Origin of the sequence: Streptomyces uncialis, from assembly GCF_036250755.1 — a bacterium.
GTDB classification, from domain to species: domain Bacteria; phylum Actinomycetota; class Actinomycetes; order Streptomycetales; family Streptomycetaceae; genus Streptomyces; species Streptomyces uncialis.
The window spans coordinates 5,840,977-5,865,000 of record NZ_CP109583.1; the positions used below are offsets into that span (position 1 = coordinate 5,840,977).

Annotated in this window: 18 protein-coding genes (1 of these 18 only partly in view); 12 read left to right on the forward strand and 6 right to left on the reverse strand. The window is 73.9% G+C overall.

Annotated features, from left to right (window positions below; translation table 11 throughout):
• Positions 1-25: 25 nt before the first annotated feature.
• The 4 genes from OG711_RS24425 to OG711_RS24440 form a co-directional block, all read right to left on the reverse strand.
• Positions 26-1,057, reverse strand: a complete 1,032-nt coding sequence (locus OG711_RS24425) for a DNA-3-methyladenine glycosylase family protein (RefSeq protein ID WP_266516215.1) — start codon at positions 1,055-1,057, stop codon at positions 26-28.
• An 87-nt stretch (positions 1,058-1,144) separates the two neighbouring features.
• On the reverse strand, positions 1,145-2,470 hold the full coding sequence (locus OG711_RS24430) for a coenzyme F420-0:L-glutamate ligase (RefSeq protein ID WP_266516212.1): 1,326 nt from the start codon (positions 2,468-2,470) through the stop codon (positions 1,145-1,147).
• Positions 2,467-3,450: a 2-phospho-L-lactate transferase gene (cofD, locus tag OG711_RS24435; RefSeq protein ID WP_073792758.1), complete on the reverse strand. Its 984-nt coding sequence runs from the start codon at positions 3,448-3,450 to the stop codon at positions 2,467-2,469. The genes OG711_RS24430 and cofD overlap by 4 nt, the downstream gene beginning before the upstream one ends.
• Before the next feature lie 58 nt (positions 3,451-3,508).
• Complete coding sequence (locus OG711_RS24440; RefSeq protein WP_099280094.1) at positions 3,509-4,006, reverse strand: cysteine dioxygenase; 498 nt, start codon at positions 4,004-4,006, stop codon at positions 3,509-3,511.
• Positions 4,007-4,694: 688 nt separating this feature from the next.
• Between OG711_RS24440 and OG711_RS24445 the strand changes: the two genes are divergently transcribed.
• From OG711_RS24445 to OG711_RS24455, 3 genes are all read left to right on the forward strand, one after another.
• Positions 4,695-4,985, forward strand: a complete 291-nt coding sequence (locus OG711_RS24445) for a WhiB family transcriptional regulator (RefSeq protein ID WP_073792756.1) — start codon at positions 4,695-4,697, stop codon at positions 4,983-4,985.
• Positions 4,986-5,433: 448 nt separating this feature from the next.
• The gene (locus OG711_RS24450; RefSeq protein WP_329560442.1) at positions 5,434-9,270 is read left to right on the forward strand and encodes a glycosyltransferase family 2 protein; all 3,837 of its coding nucleotides are present in this window, start codon (positions 5,434-5,436) and stop codon (positions 9,268-9,270) included.
• Complete coding sequence (locus OG711_RS24455) at positions 9,267-10,751, forward strand: DUF5719 family protein (RefSeq protein WP_329560445.1); 1,485 nt, start codon at positions 9,267-9,269, stop codon at positions 10,749-10,751. Before OG711_RS24450 ends, OG711_RS24455 begins: the two co-directional genes overlap by 4 nt.
• Before the next feature lie 125 nt (positions 10,752-10,876).
• On the opposite strand, the gene OG711_RS24460 is transcribed toward OG711_RS24455, so the two are convergent.
• A complete protein-coding gene (locus OG711_RS24460; protein WP_073792754.1) occupies positions 10,877-11,326 on the reverse strand; it encodes a metallopeptidase family protein in 450 nt (149 codons plus the stop codon).
• Positions 11,327-11,701: 375 nt separating this feature from the next.
• On the opposite strand from OG711_RS24460, the gene OG711_RS24465 reads away from it, so the two are divergent.
• From OG711_RS24465 to OG711_RS24500, 8 genes are all read left to right on the forward strand, one after another.
• A complete protein-coding gene (locus OG711_RS24465) occupies positions 11,702-12,133 on the forward strand; it encodes a DUF3499 domain-containing protein (protein ID WP_073792753.1) in 432 nt (143 codons plus the stop codon).
• A 1,093-nt stretch (positions 12,134-13,226) separates the two neighbouring features.
• The gene (locus OG711_RS24470; RefSeq protein ID WP_266516201.1) at positions 13,227-14,597 is read left to right on the forward strand and encodes a phosphomannomutase/phosphoglucomutase; all 1,371 of its coding nucleotides are present in this window, start codon (positions 13,227-13,229) and stop codon (positions 14,595-14,597) included.
• A gap of 319 nt (positions 14,598-14,916) precedes the next feature.
• On the forward strand, positions 14,917-15,087 hold the full coding sequence (locus OG711_RS24475) for a Trm112 family protein (RefSeq protein ID WP_073792751.1): 171 nt from the start codon (positions 14,917-14,919) through the stop codon (positions 15,085-15,087).
• A 596-nt stretch (positions 15,088-15,683) separates the two neighbouring features.
• A complete protein-coding gene (locus tag OG711_RS24480) occupies positions 15,684-16,826 on the forward strand; it encodes an SIS domain-containing protein (RefSeq protein ID WP_073792750.1) in 1,143 nt (380 codons plus the stop codon).
• Between the two features lie 118 nt (positions 16,827-16,944).
• The gene (gene manA, locus OG711_RS24485; RefSeq protein WP_329560451.1) at positions 16,945-18,189 is read left to right on the forward strand and encodes a mannose-6-phosphate isomerase, class I; all 1,245 of its coding nucleotides are present in this window, start codon (positions 16,945-16,947) and stop codon (positions 18,187-18,189) included.
• A 252-nt stretch (positions 18,190-18,441) separates the two neighbouring features.
• The gene (locus OG711_RS24490) at positions 18,442-19,422 is read left to right on the forward strand and encodes a cation diffusion facilitator family transporter (protein WP_266516194.1); all 981 of its coding nucleotides are present in this window, start codon (positions 18,442-18,444) and stop codon (positions 19,420-19,422) included.
• A gap of 273 nt (positions 19,423-19,695) precedes the next feature.
• On the forward strand, positions 19,696-21,153 hold the full coding sequence (ahcY, locus tag OG711_RS24495) for an adenosylhomocysteinase (RefSeq protein ID WP_266516192.1): 1,458 nt from the start codon (positions 19,696-19,698) through the stop codon (positions 21,151-21,153).
• A 187-nt stretch (positions 21,154-21,340) separates the two neighbouring features.
• Positions 21,341-21,955, forward strand: coding sequence for a hypothetical protein (locus OG711_RS24500; protein WP_329560455.1), 615 nt, complete (start codon positions 21,341-21,343; stop codon positions 21,953-21,955).
• Between the two features lie 84 nt (positions 21,956-22,039).
• On the opposite strand, the gene OG711_RS24505 is transcribed toward OG711_RS24500, so the two are convergent.
• On the reverse strand, positions 22,040-23,137 hold the full coding sequence (locus OG711_RS24505; protein ID WP_329563997.1) for an RDD family protein: 1,098 nt from the start codon (positions 23,135-23,137) through the stop codon (positions 22,040-22,042).
• A gap of 103 nt (positions 23,138-23,240) precedes the next feature.
• On the opposite strand from OG711_RS24505, the gene OG711_RS24510 reads away from it, so the two are divergent.
• Positions 23,241-24,024, forward strand: partial view of a stage II sporulation protein M gene (locus OG711_RS24510; RefSeq protein ID WP_329560457.1) — the 5' portion only. The gene runs 224 nt beyond the window's last position; the window shows 784 of its 1,008 coding nt (coding positions 1-784); the start codon lies at positions 23,241-23,243; its stop codon lies beyond the right edge, outside the window.

Consider the following 24,024-nt stretch of genomic DNA (forward strand, 5'->3'; position numbering starts at 1 on the left):
AAGGCGACCCGCCGGACCGGAGGGGTCAGAGGAGGCCGATGTCGGTGCGGGGCATCTTCGGGTGGCGCCGGGCCGGGGCCACCCCGGACAGCAGGATCAGCCGACAGGCCCTGTGCCGCTGCCCGGCGTAAGGCGCCAACAGCTCCAGCATGCCGTCGTCGTCCACGTCCCGGTCCCCCGCGAGGGCGTACCCCACGACCCCGGGAAGGTGCAGGTCCCCGACCGTCACACAGTCCGCCGCCCCATGACTGCGCTGCACGACCTCCGCCGAGGTCCAGGGCCCGACGCCCGCGACGAGCTCCAGCCGGGCCCGCGCGGCCTCGGGCGCCAGCCCGGTGGCCTGCTCCAGCCGCCCGGCCACCCGCACGGCCCGCAGCACGGTCGCGGCCCGCTTGTCGTCGACCCCGGCGCGGTGCCACTCCCAGGACGGCACCAGTACCCAGTCCCGCGCGCGGGGCATCACATGCAGCGACGGCACCCGCCGCCCGTCCGCCGCGGGCCCGGGCGCGACCTCCCCGAACCTGCGGACCAGCCGCCGCCACGCCCGGTACGCCTCGTCGGCGGTGACCTTCTGCTCCAGCACGGACGGGATCAGCGACTCCATGACCAGCCCGGTCCGGGTCAGCCGCAGTCCGGGCCGCCGCCGCCAGGTGTGCGCGACGACCCGGTGCCGGGGCACGAACTCGTCGGGCCGGTCCGCCCCGCCCAGCAGCTCCGGCAGCCGGTCCAGCAGCCACTCACCGCCGGGCCCCCACGCGATGCCCTCGACGTCCCCGCCCCGCGAGGCCACCCGCAGGGTGCCCGGCCCGGCGGGCGTCCGGCAGGCCCGCCACACGGACCCGTCGGGCATCGCGCGGAACGTGGGGTCACCGGGCCCGCGCCGCAGCGGCCCGAGCACGAGTCCCGGATCGACCGGTCCGGGCGGCGCCCACACCCGGGTACGTCCCGTGTCGTCCGCGTTCCGGCGGGGGCCCGACCCGGCGACGGGAGCGGGTACGCCGAGCTGCCCGCCGCGCACGGTCGTGCGCGTCGGTCGCGGTGCGTACCGTCCAGCCATGGGGTCAGATCCGTATCCGGGGGTCAGGGGCCGCGGGCCGGCCGGGAGGGGCCCCGCGCGCGTGGGTACGCCGCGGCGCCCGCCCCTTCACCGTACGTCGATGAACGCGTCGGCCTCCCGCGCGGGCCGTGGCCGGGGCTCCTCGGCGGGGTGCCCCACGGCGACCGCGCCCATGGGGTCCCAGTCGGCGGGCAGCCCGAGGACCTCCCGGACGACCTCGCGGCAGAACATCGTGGACGACACCCACGCGGAGCCCAGCCGCTCACCGGCCAGCGCGACGAGGAGGTTCTGCACCCCGGCGCCCATGGCGACGACGAACATCTCCCGCTCGGCCGCGTCCCGCCGGGCGTGCCCGTAGTGGTGCGCGCCGTCGGTCACCAGGCAGGGCACCACCAGATAGGGCGCGTTGCGCAGGACGTCGCCCCGGCGGACCCGTTTGGCGATGGACTCCTCCGGCTTGCCGTCCGCCCGCAGGTCCGCGATCCAGGCGTCCCGCATGGCGTCGAGCAGCGCGGTACGGGACGCGGCGCTCTCCAGCAGCACGAACCGCCAGGGCGTGGTGTGGTGCGGCGCGGGCGCGGTGACGGCGGCGGCGACCGCGCGGCGTACCGCTCCGGGGTCGACGGGCTCGTCGGTGAACGCGCGGATGGTGCGCCGCTGGGTGACGGCCTCGCGGACCGCCTCGGAGGTCCCCAGCCGGAACATGTCGTCGTACGCGGGACGGATCAGTTCCCGGGCGTCCGGTCCCGGACCGGTGCCGTCGGCGCCGGTCACGGTGTGCGGCAGCCCCCGCACCACGGCGACGGGCAGTCCCGCGGTCTTGCCCTTGACGAGGTCACCGGCGGCGGCGAGTTCGTCGGCGGTGGCGACGACGGTGGCGCTCAGCGGATTGCCGTGGCTGTCGGTGCCGCCCCGCAGATCGTCCAGCACATGGACGCCCGCCGCGCCGATGGCGATGTCGGTGAGGCCGTTGCGCCAGGGGCGCCCGGCGGTGTCGGTGACGAGGACGCCCACGGTGACCCCGAGGAGGTCCCGCAGCCCGTCCCGGACGGCCCGCGCGGACGCGTCGGAGTCCTCGGGCAGCAGCAGCACCGTCCCGGCGGGGGTGTTCGACGCGTCGACCCCGGCGGCGGCCATCACCAGGCCCTGCCGGTTCTCGACGATCCGCAGCGGGCCGCGGCGCGCGATCACGCGTACGGTCTCCGCGTCTATGGCGCTCTCGCGGTCGGCGGCGTCGAGCACCCGGCCCTCCGCCTTGGAGACGATCTTCGAGGTGACCAGGACGACATCGCCGTCGGCCAACGCGGGCTCGGCGGCGGCGATCAGCTTCGCCAGGTCGTCCCCGGCGGTCACCTCGCCGATCCCGGGCACCGCCCAGACCCGGAAGCCGTCCCGCGGCTGTGCGGTGCTCACGCGCGGACCTCTTCCGCCAGTGCCAGCGCCTCGCGCGCCATCCGCGCGGTGGCGTCGATGTCCGTCATCAGCAGGGGGACCGCGCGGCAGCGGATACCGGCGGCCTCCACGCGCGCGACGGAGCCCTCGTCCACGGTGTCGACCAGCCAGCCGTCCAGCAGGCCGGAGCCGTAGTGCTCCGCGACCGCCGCGGCGGTGGTCTCGACGCCGACAGCGGTCAGGACCTTGTCGGCCATCCCGCGCACGGGCGCGTCCCCGACGATGGGGGACAGGCCCACCACGGGGACGCCCGCGTCCGCGATGGCCTCGCGGATGCCGGGCACCGCGAGGATCGTGCCGATGCTGACGACCGGGTTCGACGGCGGGAACAGCACGACGTCGGCGCTCGCCAGCGCGTCGAGCACGCCCGGCGCGGGCTTGGCCCGGTCGGCGCCGACCGGGACGACGGCGTGCGCGTCCACGGAGGCGCGCAGCCGCACCCAGTACTCCTGGAAGTGGACCGCCTTGCGCTCACCCGCGCCGGGCTCGCCCTCGGGGACGGTGATCGCGACATGGGTCTCGATACGGTCGTCCGACATGGGGATGAGCCGTACCCCGGGCTGCCACCGCTCGCACAGGGCCTCGGTGACCGCGCTGAGCGGGTACCCCGCGGACAGCATCTGCGTCCGCACGATGTGGGTGGCGAAGTCCCGGTCGCCGAGCCCGAACCAGCCGGGTCCCACGCCGTACGCCGCCAGCTCCTCCTTGACGTGGAACGTCTCCTGCGAGCGCCCCCAGCCCTGCTCCTCGTCGATGCCGTCGCCCAGGGTGTACATCACCGTGTCGAGGTCGGGACAGACCTTCAGCCCGAAGAGGTGGATGTCGTCCCCGGTGTTGCCGATGACGGTGATGTCCGTGACCCCCGTGCCCTGTACGGCCTTCTTCAGACCGCGCAGGAACCGGGCTCCGCCGATACCGCCTGCCAGAACCACAATGCGCATACGGCCAAGTCTGTCAGGCGGGTACGACAACGCGGGGCCCGGCCGTGGGCGGCTCCGCTCAGGCCCGGGCGGGGGCGTTCAGCGCGGCGCAGCGGGCGGCGTGCATCGGCATCTCGGTGAGCCCGGGGAAGTACACGTGCAGGCTCACCGCCGGTTCGAGCGCGTCGTTGGCGACCTCGTGGACGTAGCCGGGCGCGAAGACCCGCTGTGCGCCCGGCCGCAGGACGCGTTCGGTGTCGCGGGTGCGTTCGGTCAGTTCGCCGTCGAGGACGGTGAGCACGCCGCTGGAGCCGCCGTGGTCGTGCCGTCCGCTGTCCTGGCCGGGTACCCAGGACAGCAGCCACACCTCGTAGCCGGGGCCGGTGCGCAGGCGGTGGTACCAGCGGCTGGTCGCGTCGTAGCGCACCAGGTGCGCCCACGCGGCGCGGTCGGCGGCGATGGTCCGGGCGAGGCCGGCGAACTCGGCCACGGTGGCGGGGTGCTCGCGGGCGGGCTGGAGGAGGTGAGGCACCTCAAGGATGTCGCCCGCGATCTGGAGGTCGCTGTCGCTGTTCATGGATGCGGTGGGTCCTCGGCGAAGAGTGGGGGGCGGGATGTGCGGCGGGGGCGGGGTGTCCGGATCACGGACGGGGGAACGCCCCGGGAAAGGCGTCGCCCGGGTACGGGCGAGGGGAGGGACGGCCGGAGCGCGGTGGGCTCAACAGCCGGAACAGCAACAGCTACAGCGCGAGCGGGCAGCACCGAAGGACCCGGGGCGGGTCACGGAAAGCGCCAAGTTCGCGAGCATGCCCACCAGGCAACCGGCTCACACCTCGGATGTCAACCGCGCCCCCCTCCCGTGGCGGGGTTTCACCTGTTCCGGTCGCTCACCACGTCGGAAGGTTTGTCCACAGCCCCCACGGGATACACGCGGCAACACGGGGTCTGTCCAACGACGTGACGGTCCCGTGATCCGAATGTGATCAGTTTCGCTTCCTCCTTGTCACCGGAACGACACCAATCCGTCGTCCGTCTTTCCCTCATGAGGGACATGGCCCCGAACGGGCGGTTGACGGGTGTCATGGTTTATGCCGATTTGAACACTTACCGTATACCCTTGGTTCCGCAGAGTGAATAAGGGACCCAATAGCAGATCCCGGCTTGACTCGCTCGGATCGGCACACTTGTAATTTCACTCGTGTCGTTTCGACCCGGATAGGTAACGACCACATCACGGGGACGCAAAAACAGACGAGGGGCGCTACATGACCGAGCTGTTCCAGCACCTGCTGGTCGAGGCAGTAGCCGTTGAGGCCGTCGAGGGCGTGGACGAAGAGGAACTCGGCTGGCAGGAGCGCGCGCTGTGCGCCCAGACCGATCCCGAGTCGTTCTTCCCCGAGAAGGGCGGCTCCACACGCGAGGCCAAGAAGGTCTGTCTCGCCTGCGAGGTCCGTTCCGAGTGCCTGGAGTACGCGCTCGCCAACGACGAGCGCTTCGGCATCTGGGGCGGTCTGTCCGAACGCGAGCGCCGCCGCCTCAAGAAGGCGGCGGTCTGACCCGCCACCAGCACCCGCCCGCCACGGCGAGCACCACGCACCACCCTTCACCAGCGCACCACTTCACCAGCGCACCACCGGTCATACCGGTAACACCGCACCACCGGGACGCCGGCACCACGGTGCCACCACGCCCGACCGGCCCACCCGGCGAACCACCCGGCCCGCACCCGGGCGCCCGGAGCCGCCCCGCACGGCCCCCGCCGAGGTCCACGCGGACCCCGGCCGCACCCACAACAGAACAGCCCCACCGCACCCGAGGACGGACGGACACCCTCAGGGGCGAACCCCGTAGCCCGAAGGCCAGGGTTGTCCACAGGCGGCAACCGGCCAGGCGCCCAGCGGTTAGTGTGGTCGCTCGTCCAAGACACCCCACACAGCGCCGAGGCCCAGCGCCCGGGCGATGTGCGTTGTCCACCACGTCCAGCGAACCGGGGCCCGTACCTCGATGTCCGTGCACAGCCATCCGACAGGCCACTACGCCACCACGGCCGCCGCGCACTTCACCGCGCCCGGCGGCACCCCGGCGGCCCACCCGGCGCTGTCAGACCCGACCAGCGCTCCCGAGCACCCGAGGCACATCGTCACCGCGGTCGTCGTCGCCCACGACGGCGCCCGCTGGCTGCCCGACGCCCTCGCCGGACTCCTCGGCCAGGAACGCCCCGTGCAGAACGCCGTCGCCGCCGACACCGGCAGCGCCGACGACTCCGCGCGACTGGTCACCGAAGCCCTCGGCGCCTCCCGCGTCCTGCATCTGGCCCGCCGCACCGGCTTCGGCCAGGCCGTCGACGAAGCCGTCCGCACCGCGCCCGTCCTCACCACGGACGACCTGCCGTACCTCAAGCGCCCCAGCGGCTGGGACCCCGTCAGCCGCACCTGGCGCGACGACGCGTACGACATGCCGGAACTCCCGCACGGCGAGCCCGAACAGTGGCTGTGGCTCCTCCACGACGACTGCGCACCCGAGCCGGACGCCCTCGCCCACCTCCTGCGCGTCGTCGAGAACGAACGCGAACTAGGACACGACGTGGCCGTCGTCGGCCCCAAGCTGCGCGGCTGGTACGACCGCCGCCAGCTCCTGGAGGTCGGCGTCTCCATCGCCAACAGCGGCCGCCGCTGGACCGGCCTGGACCGCCGCGAGCAGGACCAGGGGCAGCACGACCACGTACGCCCCGTGCTGTCCGTCTCCACCGCCGGCATGCTCATCCGCCGCGACGTCTACGAACAGCTCGGCGGCTTCGACCGCCGACTGCCCCTGATGCGCGACGACGTCGACCTCTGCTGGCGCGCCCACAACGCGGGCCACCGCGTCCTGGTCGCCCCCGAGGCCGTCGTCCGGCACGCCGAGGCCGCCTCCCGCGAACGCCGCGCCGTCGACTGCGTCGGCCGTACCGCCACCCCGCCCCACAAGGTCGACAAGGCGGGCGCCGCCTACACCCTCCTCGTCAACTCACGCGGCGCCGCCCTGCCCTGGGTCCTCGTCAGGCTCGTCGTCGGCTCCGTCCTGCGGACCCTCGCCTACCTCGTCGGCAAGGTCCCCGGACAGGCCCTCAACGAGATCACCGGACTCGCCGCGACCCTGCTGCGCCCCGGCCGCGTCCTCGCCGCCCGCCGCACCCGCGGCCGGCCGAAGCCCGACAAGAACGAACTGCGTCCCCTGTTCCCGCCGCCCGGCGCGACCGTCCGCGCCACCGTCGAACAGGTCACCAGCAGCTTCGCCGGCTCCGACGAGGCCGACACCGGCGGCCGGCACGGCGCCGTCGAGACCGGCCCAGGCGACGACGACGCCGAGTTCCTGGAGGTCGAGCAGTTCGCCCGCCTCAAGCGCGTCGGCCGCAAACCCGGCCCCGTCCTCTTCGCGGTCCTGCTGCTGTTCGCCCTCGTCGCCTGCCGCGCCCTGCTCGGCCCCGGCGCCCTCGCGGGCGGCGCGCTGCTGCCCGCGCCCGCCGAGGCGTCCGACCTGTGGGCCCGCTTCACCGACGCCTGGCACCCCGTCAGCACCGGCGGCACCCAGTCCGCCCCGCCCTACCTCGCGCTCGTCGCCATGCTCGCGAGCCTGCTGTTCGGCTCCACCGGACCGGCCGTCACCGTCCTCCTCGTGGGCTCGGTGCCCCTCGCCGGTGTCGCCGCCTACTTCGCGTCCCGGCCGCTCGTCATGTCACGCCTGCTGCGCGCGTGGGGCGCCATCGCCTACGCGTTCCTGCCCGCCGTCACCGGAGCCGTCGCGGGCGGCCGGATCGGCACCGCCGTCCTCGCCGTCCTGCTGCCCCTGATGGCGCGTGCCGCGGTCTCCGCGAGCGGACTCGCCCTCCCGGGCACCTCCACCGCGCGCGGCAGCTGGCGCGCCACCTGGACCCTCGCACTGCTGCTGACCGTCACCACCGCCTTCACCCCGGTCGTCTGGCCCCTCGCCCTGCTCCTGGGCGTCGTCCTGCTCGCCGTCCGCCGCCGCGACCTCGTCGCGTACGGACCGCGCGTCCTGGCCGCCCTCGGCACCCCGGTGCTGGTCCTCGCGCCCTGGTCCCTGACGCTGTTCTCCGACGCGCCCGACGCCTTCTTCCAGGAAGCCGGACTCGACCACCGCGGCGGCCCCGCCGCCACCGCCCTCGACCTGCTCGGCGCCTCCCCGGGCGGCCCCGGCACCGTCGGCGGACTGCTGCTCGGCGGCATCGTCCTCGCCGCGCTGGCCGCCCTGCTGCGCACCGAACGCCGGGTCGCCGTACTCACCGCCTGGACGGTCTCGCTGGCCGCCCTCACCCTCGCCGCGCTCTCCAACGGCTCCGCGTGGGCCGGACCCGCGACCCTCGTCCACGGCATCGCCCTCCTCGCCGCGGCCCTCCTCGGCGCCGACGGCGCCCGGCACCGCGTCGCCGAACAGAGCTTCGGCTGGCGCCAGCCGGTCGCCGCCCTCATCGCCCTCGCCGCCGCCGCGGGCACCGTCCTGTCCGCCGCCGGCTGGATGATCCGCGGCGCCGACGACCCCCTCGCCCGCCGTGACGCCGTCCAGGTCCCCGCCTTCGTCGCCGAGGAGAGCGGCACCCAGGACCAGGCACGCACCCTCGTCCTCGACGGCGAGTCACCCGCGCGCGTGGCCTACACCCTGGTCCGCGGCTCCGGTGTCCGCCTCGGTGACGCCGACGTGGCCGCCGACGGCCCCGCGGGCCCCCGGCTCGACGAGGTCGTCGCGAACCTCGTCGCCGGATCGGGCGCCGACCAGGCCGACGAACTCGGCGGCTTCGCCGTCCGCTACGTCCTCGTCCAGGACGGCACCCCACGCGCGATGAGCCGCGTCCTCGACACCACCCCCGGGCTCACCAGGCTCAGCCAGCAGGACGGCAGCGCCCTGTGGCGCGTCGACCGGCAGGTCGCCCGCGCGGTGATCGTCCCCAGGAGCGGCGACCCCCAGCCGGTCGCCGCCGGACCCGTCGACGTGCGTGCCACGATCCCCGCCGGACCCGAAGGCCGCGTCCTGCGCCTCGCCGACACCGCCGACCCCGGCTGGACCGCCACCCTGGACGGCAAGCCCCTCACCCGCACCACCGTCGACGGCTGGGCCCAGGGCTTCACCCTGCCCGCCACCGGCGGACGCCTCGCCGTCACCTACGAACCCCCGACCACGCACACCGTGTGGAAGTGGACCCAGGGCGCCCTCGCCGTCGTCCTCGTCGTCCTCGCCCTGCCCGGCCGCCGCCGCACCGTCGACGACGACCTGCCCGACGAGGCACAGCCCCCGGCGCCCACCGAGCCGCAGCCCACCGAGGGCCGCCGCGCCCGCCGTCTGCGCGCCCGGCCCGCCGACGGCTCCACCGGCGGCCCCGACGGCACCCCCGGCCCGGACACCCCCGGACACCCGGCCCCCGCGCCCCCGGCCGCCCCCGTCCCCCCGCAGCCCGACCACGGCGGCTGGGACACCCCGGCCACCACCACCGACCCCTACGCCCAGCAGGACCCGGCCGGCTACCCGCACGCCGCCGTCCCCGGCCGGCACACCCCCCAGGACCCCTACCAGGGCGCCTACCCGGACGGCGGCCACGAGCAGTACCAGCAGGACCCCTACCAGGGCACCGCACAGGACGGCGGCTACGCCCCGTACCCGCCCGCCGCGCCCCCCTACGGCGACCCCGGCCACGGCACCCCCCAGGAGCCGCACGGCACCCCGTACCAGGACCCCGGCGGGTACGACGGCGGCCATGCCCCCTACGACCCCGCGTACGGACAGCGTCAGCCCGAGCGGGGCCGGACACACGGCACCGACAGCGAGCACCCCGACGGGAGCCAGCAGTGAACCGCCCCACCCTGTCCCTGATCGCCGTGACGGCCGCGCTCGCCGCCGTCACCGGCCTCGCCATGGTGTCCGCGCCCGACGAGCCGGACGCGGGCCGGGAGACCGCCGCCACCCGCCTGCCCGTGGAACGCTCCAGCGCGCTGTGCCCCGCCCCCAGCAACTCGGAACTCGCCGACACCACGTACACCTCGTACACCCCGCGCTCGACCGGTACGCCCGGCTCCGGCTCGGCACGACTGAGTCCCGCCGCGAAGGAGTCCACCGGCTCCGGCAAGGCCGAACCGGTGGACGCGAAGCCCGTCCTCACACCCAAGAAGCCCGGCACCCCCGTCACCGGCGAGGACTCCGGGGCCGGCACCCCCGCCTGGATCGGCGCCGCCCGGGGCGACCTCGCCCCCGGCTGGACACTCCAGCAGACCACCACCGTCTCCGCGGGCTCCGGACGCGGCGTCCTCGGGGTGCTCTGCTCCGGCCCCGACACCGACTTCTGGCTGCCCGGCGCCAGCACCGCGAAGAACCGCACCGACTACATCCACCTGACCAACCCGGACGACTCCGCGGCCGTCGTCGACATCGAGCTGTACGGCGAGGACGGCGCCCTGGAGTCGTCCCTCGGCGAGGACATCCAGGTACAGCCGCGCGCGAGCGTGCCCGTGCTGCTGTCCACCCTCACCGACCGGCCGCAGCCCGATCTGACGGCCCATGTGACGGTCCGCAGCGGACGCGTCGCCGCCGCGCTCCAGGCCACCGACACCGCCCGCGGCGCCGACTGGCTGCCGCCCGCCGCCGACCCCGCCGCCTCCCTGGTCCTCCCCGGCATCCCCAAGGACGTCACCGAGGCCCGCCTCATCGCCTTCGCCCCCGGCGACGACGCCGACCTCGCGGTCCGCCTCGCCTCCCCGACCGGCCCCATCACCCCCGTCGGCAACGAGACCCTCCACGTCAAGGCCGGGATGACGGCCGCCGTCGACCTCGGGGACATCACCAAGGGCGAGGCGGGGTCCCTGCTGCTCACCCCCACCCGCGGCTCTTCGCCGGTCGTCGCCGCCCTCCAGGTCGTCCGCGGCAAGGGCGCCGACCGGGAGACCGCGTACATCCCCGCGACCCCCGCGATCGGCGACCGCGCGACGGTCCCCGACAACCGCGCCGAGGGCACCTCGCTGTCCCTCGTCGCACCCGGCGCCTCCGCGAAGGTCAGGGTCACCGCGTCGGCGGGCAGCGAGGGCGGCACACCGGCCACCAAGACGTACACCGTCAGGAAGGGCGCCACCCTCCTCGTCGAACCGCCCGCGCCCAAGGGCCTCAAGGGCTCCTACGCGCTCACCGTCGAGACGCTCTCCGGGGGCCCGGTGCACGCCGCGCGCACCCTGGAGATCCCCGACGACGGCATCCCCATGTTCACCGTCCAGACCTTCTCCGACGACCGGGGCACGGTCTCCGTCCCGAAGACGGAGGAAGACCTGTCGGTCCTCCAGGAGTGAGCGCACACGGAGTGAGGGCACACGGAGTGACGGCCCCCGCCCGGTGACCGGCCCACCGGGCGGTCGGCCACCGGTCCGCCGGGGCCGGACGGTCGAGGTCGGTCGGGGTGGGTCCGCCGAGCCGGTCAGTCGTCGTCGTAGTGCGGGTCGACGGCCTCCGGCGTGAGCCCGAGCAGCTCCGCGACCTGCTCCACCACGACCTCGTGCACCAGCGCCGCCCGCTCGTCGCGCCCCTTGCTGCGGATCTCCACCGGCCGCCGGTAGATCACCACCCGCGCGCGGCGCCCCTCCTTCGCCGTGACCACACCGCCCAGCGGTACGGGCTCCTCGTCCGCCGCGCCGTCCGGGGGGTCCAGCCGGGGCACCTCCAGGACCAGGAAGTCGATGTCGGACAGCTGCGGCCAGCGCCGCTCCAGCCGCTCCACCGAGTCCTGCACGAGATCCGTGAACAGTTCCGCCCGGCTGGCCGCCAGCGGCACCTGCGGTGGGGCCACCGGACCGCGCATGCCCCTGCCGTGGCGGTCGCGGCGGCGCGGGCCGCGGGGCGCTGGCGTGGGGGGCACGGGGTTGTCCATCACCGAGGAAGCGTAGTCCCCCGGCGCCCTCCGGGGCCTCCGTCACCGCCGGTGTCCGGACCGGCCCCGTCCACGGGCACCCGCCGCCCGCCTGTCACCGCCCGCGTACCGCCCTCGTACCGCCCGCGCGGAGGCTTGCGCGCACAGGTGTACGCCATGTCACTTGTTGACTATTCAAGCCAAGATTCTGATCAATGATGATCATGTCGCGAGCCGTCGATCATGTGGCACAACAGGGAAATTCCCCCCAGAGGTGGCCGCTCCCGACCCCTCGTGACCTTCCGACCAGGGGGCGGCCAGGGGGACATCCCAGGTCGGGGGGCCAATACCGGAAAGCCGGGGCGTCAGGTTCACGCCACGACACGGTGGAGTGACGTGCGGAGGCGTCGTCGCGGCCCGCTCAAGAGTGCGGTACCGTCCAACATCGTGAGCCCTGTACGTCGCTGTTCGCGCACCGCTTGCGGCCGTCCCGCCGTCGCGACGCTGACGTACGTCTACGCCGACTCGACCGCGGTCCTCGGCCCGCTCGCCACCTACGCCGAACCCCACTGTTACGACTTGTGCGCCGAGCACTCCGAGCGGCTCACGGCGCCCCGTGGGTGGGAGGTCGTCCGCCTCGCGGAGGCCAGTGGGCCGGCGCGGCCCAGTGGGGACGATCTCGAAGCGCTCGCCAATGCCGTGCGTGAGGCGGCGCGGCCGCAGGAGCGGGCGGCGGAGGCGGGGGGCACCGGTTCCCGTACCCCCGGCTACCCCGTGGAGTCGGGCCGCCGCGGCCACCTGCGGGTCCTCCGCTCCCCGGACAACTGACACTTCGTCGTCGCGCGGCGCCTGGGTCCCTTGTGCTGGGCGTACTTCGTTCCTGTGCCGTCGCTCGTGGGTTTCGCGGTTCCCTGCGGGTCGCCTTCGCTTGCGCTTCCCAGGTCTGTCCTGCTGGACGCACTTCGTTCCTGTGCCGTCGTTCGGTGGTTTCGCGCAGTTCCCCGCGCCCCTTTGGGGCGCGTCCGGTCGGTTCTTCGGGTCGGTGCCGGTCGGGATTCTCCGTCCTCGCTCCAACGCGCTCGGTACGACGTCCGGTGACCCGACTGGAGAGCATCGGAGTCTGCGGGCAGAGATTCCCGCCCACCCCCTTACGTGAGTCCTGCGACTGCGCGAGAAGGGTGGTTGAACCCCGGCCTCGGTCGACGCCGGCCCGCAGCCTGACCCCACCCGCAGCCTGAGAACAGCCCCAGCCTGAGAACAGCCCCAGCCGGGCGCCCCCAAAGGGGCGCGAGGAACTGCGCACCCACCGAGCGACGGCACGGGAACAAGTACGTCCAGCCGGACAGACCCAGGGGCGCGGGGAACTGCGCGAGCAACCAAGGACCACCCGCACCCGAACGGGAACCGCAAGAGGCGCCCCCAAAGGGGCGCGGGGAACTGCGCACCCACCGAACGACGGCCCAGGAACAAGTACGCCCAGCCGGACAGACCCAGGGGCGCGGGGAACTGCGCGAGCAACCAAGGACCACCCGCACCCGAACGGGAACCGCAAGAGGCGCCCCCAAAGGGGCGCGGGGAACTGCGCACCCACCGAACGACGGCACAGGAACAAGTTCGCTCAGCCGGACAGACCCAGGGGCGCGGGGAACTGCGCACCACACGAGCGACGGCGCGGGAACAAGTACGTCCAGCACAGGAAACCTCGGAAGCGCAAGCGAAGGCGACCTGCGGGGAACTGCGCACCCACGAACGACCCGCACGGGAACAAGTACGCCCAGCGCAGGGGACCTCGGGCGCGCAAGCGAGGGCGAGGGGCGACCGGGAAGGGACCGAAAACCCGGTGGCGCAAGCGAAGGCGCCTGGTGGGGGAATCGAAGACGGGTACTTTGGGGGCCCAAGAAGACCTCCAGGAGGGTTGGCCGTGGCTGTAGATCTGTCGCAGATCGTGAAGGCGTACGACGTCCGCGGGGTGGTCCCCGACCAGTGGGACGAATCGCTCGCCGAACTGTTCGGCGCGGCCTTCGCAGAGGTGACCGGCGCCGAGGCGATCGTGACCGGGCACGACATGCGGCCCTCGTCCCCGGGCCTGTCCCGCGCCTTCGCCCGCGGCGCCGCGGCCCGCGGCGTGGACGTCACCGAGATCGGCCTCTGCTCCACCGACCAGCTCTACTACGCGTCAGGCGACTTCGACCTGCCCGGCGCGATGTTCACCGCGTCGCACAACCCGGCCCAGTACAACGGCATCAAGATGTGCCGCGCCGGAGCCGCCCCGGTCGGCCAGGACACCGGCCTGGCCGACATCCGCGCCCTCGTCGAGCGCTGGTCGGCGGCCGGGGGCAGCGTCCCCGAGCCCGCCGGGACCGCGGGGACCATCACTCAGCGTGACACGTTGAACGACTATGCGGCGTACCTGCGTTCCCTGGTCGACCTCGCCACGATCCGCCCCCTCAAGGTCGTGGTCGACGCGGGCAACGGCATGGGCGGTCACACCGTGCCCACCGTCTTCGAGGGCCTGCCCCTCGACCTGGTGCCGATGTACTTCGAGCTGGACGGCACCTTCCCCAACCACGAGGCCAACCCCCTTGACCCGAAGAACATCGTGGATCTCCAGGCCCGCGTCCGCGAGGAGCGCGCCGATCTGGGCATCGCCTTCGACGGTGACGCCGACCGCTGTTTCGTCGTCGACGAGAACGGCGACCCGGTCTCCCCGTCCGCGATCACCGCGCTGGTCGCCTCCCGCGAGCTGGCCAAGCACGGCGGCAAGGGCGTCGTCATCCACAACCTGATCACCTCGTGGTCCGTCCCCGAGGTCGTCCGGGAGAACGGCGGCACCCCCGTCCGTACCCGCGTCGGTCACTCCTTCATCAAGCAGGAGATGGCCACCACCGGGGCGATCTTCGGCGGCGAGCACTCCGCGCACTACTACTTCCGTGACTTCTGGAACGCCGACACGGGCATGCTCGCCGCGCTCCATGTCCTCGCCGCCCTCGGCGGGCAGGACGGCACGCTGTCCGCGCTGGTCGCCCAGTACGACCGCTACGCGGGCTCCGGCGAGATCAACTCCACCGTGGACGACCAGACCGCCCGGCTCGCCGCCGTGAAGTCGGCGTACCAGGGCCGCGAGGGCGTCACCATCGACGAACTCGACGGCCTGACGGTCAGCGCCGCCGACTGGTGGTTCAACGTCCGTCCCTCCAACACCGAACCCCTGCTCCGGCTCAACGCAGAGGCCCGCGAGCAGCCCACGATGGCCAAGGTCCGCGACGAGGTCCTGGAGATCATCCGCGGCTGAGCCGACGAACGCGGGCCCCCGCACCGGACGTACGGCACCGGGCGCCCCGCTCACCTCGCCCCACCCCGCCGGGTACCGGAAGGCCACCACTTCCGGTACCCGGCGGTCCCTGTTCCGCAGTGCGGTACCCGCCGCACCCGCGGTCCGCCCGTCGCCGCCGATCCCGCCCGGCCGAGGGCAAGGGCGAGGACACCGCGCGGGTATCGGGAAACCGCCGCGATCGGGACCCCGCACGTCCCGCGACGGCCGGGGCACAGCGGTACGCTGACCAGGCCGCGGACCCGACCCCCCGCGCCCGCCACCGGAAGGAACCACCGACATGCCGCTCGAAGCCGGTCTCCTGGAGATCCTGGCCTGCCCGGCCTGCCACGCCCCCCTGGAGGAGACGGAGGCGGAGCTGATCTGCACCGGCGGGGACTGCGGCCTGGCCTACCCCGTCCGCGACGGCATCCCCGTACTCCTCGTCGACGAGGCCCGCCGCCCCGCGTAAGGGCACCCGGCGCGGTACCGGACCCGGCCCGCCCGAGGTCCGGCGACGGCAGGTGGCGACGGCACGGCACACCCCGACCGGCGCCGACGGCGACGCCCGTACCACCGGGCGCCTCCCACCCGGGGCCCACTCCGGCGACCGTCCGGCCGCCGACAGGCGATCCCCGCCACCGCACCCCGGCCGCCCGCCGGTCCCGCGCACCCACCGCCCGCCACCGGGACCACCCGCCGCACGGACCCCGGCCCAGCGCCGACCCGTACCGGACCGGCTCCGGACCGGCGCAGGACCGGTACCCACGCCGACCGGTACCGGACCGGCTCAGGACGGCACCACGCCGATCGGTACCGGACCCGGCCAAGGAACGGCACCACGCCCCCGCCCGGCCCACCGCCACGCCGCCCACCGCACCGCACGCCACGGCACCCGGGCCGCCGCACCCACACCCGGCACCCGACCGTCCCGCACCACCCCAACCCCGCACCCGCACCGCAGCAGCACCCCGCCAGCCCCGCACCCGCACCGCACCCGCCCCTCGGGGCCCCGCCCGTACCACCGCTCAGCGAACACAACCGCACAGCGAATCGGAGGCCGCTCCCATGCTCGACGAATCGCTGCTGGACGAGCCCGAGGCACTCGCCACGGCCGACCGGCGCGGACTGCTCCGGGGCGCCGCCGAGGCCGGTGCCCGCGTCCGCACCGCCGCCCGGCACGCAGCCGAGGCAGGCGTCAGCGCGCTCACCCCGGACGGCCGCCCCCGCGCCGTCCTCATGGCCGGCCCCGGCGCCGCCGCTACCTGCGCCGCCGACATCCTCGGCACCCTCGCGGGCGCCGCGTGCCCCGTCGTCCCGCTCCGGCCCACCGGGGTCGCCCCCGTCGCCGGAGCCCTGCGCTGGACCCTGCCCGGCTGGGCCGGACCCGTCGACCTGCTGCTGATCGCGACCCCGGACGGCACCGAACCCGGACTCGCGCAGCTCGCCGAACAGGCGTACCGGCGGGGCTGCACGGTCGTCGCCGTCGCCCCCGCCCGGACCCCGGTCGCCGAAGCCGTCGGCGCGGCGCACGGGCTGAGCCTGCCGATGGCCACCGCCCCCTACGAACAGGACGAACCCGAAGCGGCGTCCGCGCCCGGCGCCCTGTGGGCCCTGCTCACCCCGCTGCTGCTGCTCCTCGACCGCACCGGACTCATCGACGCGCCCGCCGCCACCCTCGAACTGGTCGCGGACCGCCTCGACCGCACCGCCGAACGCTGCGGCCCCGCCGTCGCCACCTACACCAACGCGGCCAAGACCCTCGCCTCCGAACTCGCGGAGTCCCTGCCGCTGATCTGGACCGAGGGCCCCGCCGCCGGACCCGTCGGCCGCCGCTTCGCCGCCGCCATCGGCGAACTCGCCGGCCGCCCCGCCCTCCCCGCGGAACTCCCCGAGGCCCTGCCCGCGCACGGCGCCCTCCTCGTCGGCGGACTCGCCGCGGGCGCGAACCCCGACGACTTCTTCCGCGACCGCGTCGAGGAGGCCCAGGCCCTGCGCGCCCGGGTCGTCCTGCTGCGCGACCGCCCCACCGGCGGCCTCAGCGCCGCCCCCGCCGCCCGGGAACTCGCCCTCGGCCACGACACCGCCCTCAGCGAACTCGAACCCGACCCCGGTACGGGCGACCCCGGCGGCCCACTGGAGAACCTCGCCGAACTGATCGCCGTCACGGATTTCGCCGCCGTTTACCTGGCGCTCGCTTCGAGGGCCTGACCTTGACCCCGGGGCCCCGCCCCGGGCCCGCCCCGCGCCGCCGCACCATGCCGGCGGTCCGCATGGAACCCGCGCGCGGGGCACCCACCGCCGTACCCGTACGAAGAAGGAGATCGCCATGGACCGCCTCGACAACACCATCCGCCCCTACGCCTGGGGCTCCGTCACCGCCATCCCGCGACTCCTCGGTACGGAACCCACCGGCGAACCACAGGCCGAGATGTGGATGGGCGCCCACCCCGGCGCCCCCTCCCGCACCGCGCGCGGCACCCTCGCCGACGTCATCGACGCCGACCCCCGGGGCACCCTCGGCACCCCCGCCGTGGAGCGGTTCGGACCCCGGCTGCCGTTCCTCCTCAAGATCCTCGCCGCGGGCGCCCCGGTCTCCCTCCAGGTCCACCCCGACCTGCCCCAGGCCCAGCGGGGACACGCCCGCGAGGACCGGCTCCGCATCCCCCTCGACGCCCCGCACCGCACCTACAAGGACGCCAACCACAAACCCGAGCTGATCTGCGCGCTCACCCCCTTCGAGGGCCTGTGCGGCTTCCGCGAACCCACCGCCACCGCCGATCTGCTGACCCGCCTCGGCGTGGACTCCCTCAAGCCGTACGCCGACATGCTGCGCGCCCACCCGCCCGAGGCCGCCCTGCGCGAGGCCCTCACCGCGTTCCTCACCGCCGACCGCGCCGAGATCGCGGCCACGGTCGCCGAGGCGGCCCAGGCCTGCGACCGCCTCGCCCGCTACGAGGACCCCGCCACCGGCAACCCCACCGGCAGCGCGACCGGCGGCACGTCCGGCACCCCCGCCCCGGGCCCCGCCTCCGCCTACGCCGCCTACGCGTCCCTCGCCCACCACTACCCCGGCGACCCGGGCGTACTGGCCGCGATGCTCCTGCACCACGTACGGCTCCAGCCCGGCGAAGCGCTGTTCCTCGGCGCGGGCGTCCCGCACACCTACCTCCAGGGCCTCGGCGTCGAGATCATGGCCAACTCCGACAACGTCCTGCGCTGCGGCCTCACCCCCAAGCACATCGACGTCCCCGAACTCCTGCGCGTCGTCCGCTTCGAGGCCGCCGACCCCGGCATCCTGCGCCCCGAGGCGTCCCCCGACGGCGAAGAGGTCTACGACACCCCCATCGACGAGTTCCGGCTCTCCCGCCTCGTCCACCCCGAGGGCGCCGTCCCCGCCACCCTCACCGCCGACACCCCGCAGATCGTCATGTGCACCGCCGGCACCGTCACCCTGCACGGCGAAGGACCCGACGAGACCCTCCCCCCCGGCGCGTCCGTCTTCGTCCCGGCCGGTGAGAAGACCCGGCTGACCGGCGCCGGAACCGTCTTCCGCGCCACCGTGGTGATCTGACCGCGCCCCCCGCCACGCCCACGGCACCCCCCGCCACACCGACCCGTACGGCCACGAACGAGTGATCGGCACGACGCGGGGGGTACGCAACCCGCGTCCGTACCCGTACGATCCCGCCTCTGTGCACGACTCCACCGCAACCCGTACCACCCGCAACACCGGCACCGTCACCCTCAGTACACACACGGGTACCGGCACCCGACAGGCGTCGGCCCCAGAGCGCCGCACCAGGCGAAGGGACACCACGTACACATGAGTGCGTCAGGCGGAACCAAGGCGATCGTGGCGGCCCTCGTCGCCAACCTCGCGATCGCGGTCGCGAAATTCGTCGCGTTCCTCTTCAGCGGCTCCTCGTCCATGCTCGCCGAGAGCGTCCACTCCATGGCCGACTCCGGCAACCAGGGCCTGCTCCTCCTCGGCGGACGCAAGGCCAAACGCGAGGCCACCCCGCAACACCCCTTCGGCTACGGCCGCGAGCGCTACATCTACGCCTTCCTCGTCTCCATCGTGCTCTTCTCCGTCGGCGGCATGTTCGCCATCTACGAGGGCTACGAGAAGATCAAGCACCCCCACGCCATCGAGAACTGGTACTGGCCCGTCGGCGTCCTCGTCTTCGCGATCATCGCCGAGACCATCTCCTTCCGCACCGCCATCCAGGAGTCCAACGCCGTCCGCGGCTCCCTCTCCTGGAAGGAGTTCGTCCGCCGCGCCAAGGCCCCCGAACTCCCCGTCGTCCTCCTGGAGGACCTCGGCGCACTCGTCGGCCTCTTCCTCGCCCTCGCGGGCGTCTCCCTCGCCCTCGCCACCGGCGACGGCCTCTGGGACGGCATCGGCACCCTCTGCATCGGCGTCCTGCTGATCCTCATCGCCCTCGTCCTCGCCGCCGAGACCAAATCCCTCCTCCTCGGCGAAGCCGCCGGCACCGACGACATCAAGAAGATCGAGACCGCCCTCGTCGACGGCGTCACCGTCACCCGCCTCATCCACATGCGGACCCTCCACCTCGGCCCCGAGGAACTCCTCGTCGCCGCCAAGATCGGCGTCCAGCACGACAACACCGCCGCCCAGGTCGCCGCCGCCATCGACGCCGCCGAGACCCGCGTACGCGACGCCTGCCCCATCGCCCGCGTCATCTACCTCGAACCCGACGTCTACAGCGACACCGAAGCGGCCAAGGGAGCCGACCCCGAAGCCACCCCCGGCGGCCCCCTCGCCCCACCCGCCGCCCCCTGACACCGCGCCCCGCCCGACCCGCCACCACAACGGCCGGAACCGGACCGTCCGCACCACGCCCCCTGGGGCCCGGCCACCCACCGGTGTTAGATTCGTCAGCAGAGCCAGACGTCGCTGCTGATGGCGGTCGGGCGGCCCGCACGCCGGGCCCACCGAGGGAGAGAGGGCCTCCGACGGACTGCGCTGCGCACCACGACCGGGCATTCCTGTGCCCGCCCGCCACCGCGCAGACCAGCCGACCCCACCTCGACCCATCACGAGGAGCAGCTCCCTATGACCACTGTCGACAACCGACAGGACTTCAAGGTCGCCGATCTCTCCCTCGCCGCCTTCGGGCGCAAGGAGATCACCCTGGCCGAGCACGAGATGCCCGGCCTCATGGCGATCCGCCGCGAATACGCCGAGCGCCGGCCGCTCGCCGGCGCCCGCGTCACCGGCTCCCTGCACATGACCGTGCAGACCGCCGTCCTCATCGAGACCCTCGTCGCCCTCGGCGCCGAGGTCCGCTGGGCCTCCTGCAACATCTTCTCCACCCAGGACCACGCCGCCGCCGCGATCGCCGTCGGCCCCGACGGCACCCCCGAGGACCCGCGCGGCGTCCCCGTCTTCGCCTGGAAGGGCGAGACGCTCCAGGAGTACTGGTGGTGCACCGAGCAGGCCCTGACCTGGCCGAACAGCCCCACCGGCGGCCCCAACATGATCCTCGACGACGGCGGCGACGCCACCGTCCTCGTCCACAAGGGCGTCGAGTACGAGCGCGACGGCAAGGTCCCCGCCCTCGACACCGCCGAGTCCGACGAGCACCGCGTCACCCTCGAACTCCTCACCCGCACCCTCGCCGAGAGCCCCCAGAAGTGGACGCGGCTCGCCTCCGAGATCCGCGGCGTCACCGAGGAGACCACCACCGGCGTCCACCGCCTGTACGAGATGCACCGCGACGGCAGCCTGATGTTCCCGGCGATCAACGTCAACGACGCCGTCACCAAGTCGAAGTTCGACAACAAGTACGGCTGCCGCCACTCCCTGATCGACGGCATCAACCGCGCCACCGACGTCCTCATCGGCGGCAAGACCGTCGTCGTCTGCGGCTACGGCGACGTCGGCAAGGGCTCCGCCGAATCGCTCCGCGGCCAGGGCGCCCGCGTGATCATCACCGAGATCGACCCGATCTGCGCGCTCCAGGCGGCGATGGACGGCTACCAGGTCACGACGCTCGACGACGTCATCGACAAGGCCGACATCTTCATCACCACCACCGGCAACAAGGACATCATCATGGCCGCCGACATGGCCAAGATGAAGCACCAGGCGATCGTCGGCAACATCGGCCACTTCGACAACGAGATCGACATGGCCGGCCTCGCCAAGATCCCCGGCATCGTCAAGGACGAGGTCAAGCCCCAGGTCCACACCTGGACGTTCCCCGACGGCAAGGTCCTCATCGTGCTCTCCGAGGGCCGCCTGCTGAACCTCGGCAACGCCACCGGACACCCGTCGTTCGTCATGTCCAACTCGTTCGCGGACCAGACCCTGGCCCAGATCGAGCTGTTCACCAAGCCCGACGAGTACCCCACCGACGTCTACACCCTGCCCAAGCACCTGGACGAGAAGGTCGCCCGGCTCCACCTCGACGCACTCGGCGTGAAGCTCACGACCCTGCGCCCCGAGCAGGCCGCCTACATCGGCGTCGACGTCGCCGGCCCCTACAAGCCGGACCACTACCGCTACTGATCCGCCCCCGCGGAACCAGCAGCACACCGGCAGGACCAAGGCAGGCCCCCGCACCCCCGTGCCGGGGGCCTGCCCCTTGCCCACCGGCCCCGACCACCCGGACCGGCACACCCGCCACACGGCCACCGCGCCCCACCGGAACAGCGGCACACCCCGCGACCGGAGATCAGAACGACCGAGGACCCCGATGCCCCGCGGCCACTACTCGCTCCACGACCCGCACGACCACACCCCCCTCGGCGAAGAACACTTCCACTGCGCCCCCGGCCCCTCCGGCTGGCGCTACGTCTCCCAACGCGTCGACCCCACCGGCGACCACTCCGGCTCCGTCGACCTCGCACTCGACGAACTCGGCCGCCCCATCCGCCTCGAACTCAACGCCGCGAGCTGGCAGGTACGCGGCGCCGCCATCGACGGCGTCACCTGGGTACGCACCGACCCCACCGGAACCCACGCCACCGAAGGCAACGTCCCCGCCCACGCCTTCACCGGCACATCCCCCGCCTTCCTGATCGCCACCGCCCGACTGCTGCGCCTCACCCCGGACACCACCGCCACCCGGGTACGCCTGGTCGCCTTCACCGACCCGGTCCTCGCACCCCGCACCGTCGACCAGTCCTGGGCCCTGGTGAACAGACAAACACACACCACTGACAACGCCCCCCTGACCGTGGACGAGTACCAGGTCACCGCCCTGGACACCGGCGAACAGCACAGCGTCCACCTCAGCGGCGACGTCGTCCTCTCCGCCCCCGGCATCGAGCTGGAGAACCTGGAGACCCCGCCGTCCGTCTTCGACTGACCGGCCGCCCCCTCACGAACCGGACCACGACCACAGGACCACGGGCACGGCACCACGGGCACGGGAGAGATCACCGGTACGGCATCACGAAGGCGGCGCGAACCCCGTGGCCCGACGCCCCTCGCCCCCCGGCTCCCGCACCGCACCGGAACCGGCGGAACCCCCCGGAGCGGCGGCAGCGCCCGCACCCGGCCCGCCCGGCACCCCGGACGCGGGCCCCGGCGCCCCAGGCGGCACGAACCCCCCGGGCGCCACGAAAGCCCCGGCCCCGCCGGCCCCACCGACCGACGGCTCACCGCCGCCGGGATACCCGGCCCCACCGGGACGGCCAGGCCCACCGGGATACGCGGGCCCGCCCGGATACCCGGACCCCGCGTACCCAGGTCCCGGATACCCGGCAACCGCCCCCGCCCCCCACCCGGCGGCCCCGCCGCCCCCGGCGAACGCACGGCGCGCGTCACGCGTCTGCCGCTCGTGCACCACGGCCGCCAGGAACGCGGCCGGCGGCACCCCCGGCGGCACGTCCGCCCCCGTCCGCCCGGCCAGCTCGCCCGCGAGCCGCCGCGCCATCGCCGACCCGACCTGCGGATCGAGCTGGGACATCCGCGTCAGGTACTGCCGCACCGCCAGCCACAGCTCGTCCGGCACCCCCGACAGATCCAGCCCCGAGAACCGCCCGGCGAGCCACGGAGGCGGCGCGGGAACGAACCCACCGCGCCCACCCGGCACCCGTTCCCGTACGACGAGGGTCCCCCCGAACACATCCCCGAGCCTGCGCCCCCGCTCGGACACCAGCGACGCGATGCTCGCCACCGTCCCGAACGTCAGCAGGATCTCGATCATCCCCATCCCGCCGCGCACCAGCGCGTGCCGGAACCGGATCGGCCCGCCGTCGTCCCGCACCACCCGCAGCCCGCACGCCAGCTTCCCCAGCGAACGCCCGTGGGTCAGGGTCTCGACGGCTATGGGTATCCCCACCAGCACCAGCAGGAACGTCGCCACGGTGATCGCCGCCAGGGCCGCCTCGTCCAGCGAGGCGGTGGCCGCTATCAGGCCCGTCATCACCAGGAAGTAGACCGCGAACGCCGCGGCAAGGTCGATCACCACGGCCAGGGCGCGGCTCGGCAGCTTCGCGGGCCGCAGCTCCAGCGCCACCGCTTCGCCCGTCACCAGATCACTCACGATCGTCATCCCTCCTCCGCCCTGGCCTGCCCCGGGCACAGCCAGTCTGCCAAGCTGAAACGCGTCGCCGCAGTACGGACGAGCCCGAGGAGCAGCCGAACCGATGGACCTCGACGTCTTCGTGTCCGCCCACCGGGCGGAATGGGACCGCCTGGACGCCCTGCTCCGCAGACAGCGCCAGCTCAGCGGCGCCGAGGCCGACGAACTCGTCGCCCTCTACCAGCGCACCGCCACCCATCTCTCCCAGATCCGCTCCACCGCCCCCGACCCGCAGCTGATCGGCCGCCTCACCCAGCTCGTGGCCCGCGCGCGCAGTGCCGTCACCGGCACCCGGAGGGCGTCCTGGCGGGACGTGACCCGCTTCCTCACCCACGGATTCCCGGCCGCCGTCTACCGCAGCCGTCGCTGGTGGGTCCCCACCGCCGTGCTCTCCACCCTGGTCGCGGTGCTCCTGGGCTGGTGGATCGGCACCCATCCGGAGGTCCAGGCGGGTATCGGCGCCCCGGCGGAACTGCGTGAGCTGACCCGCCCCGGCGGTGAGTACGAGACGTACTACTCCAGCAACCCGGCGGCGTCCTTCGCGGCCCAGGTCTGGACGAACAACGCCCAGGCAGCGGCGCTCTGTCTGATCCTGGGGGCCTTCCTGTGCCTGCCGGTGATCTGGATCCTCTTCCAGAACATGCTCAACATCGGCGTCGGTATCGGTCTGATGTCCTCGGCCGACCGGCTCGACGTGTTCCTCGGCCTGATCCTTCCGCACGGCCTCCTGGAACTGACCGCGGTGTTCGTCGCGGCCGGCACGGGACTGCGCCTGGGCTGGACGGTCATCGACCCGGGCCCACGCACCCGCCGCGCCGCCCTCGCGGAGGAGGGCCGTGCCGCCCTGG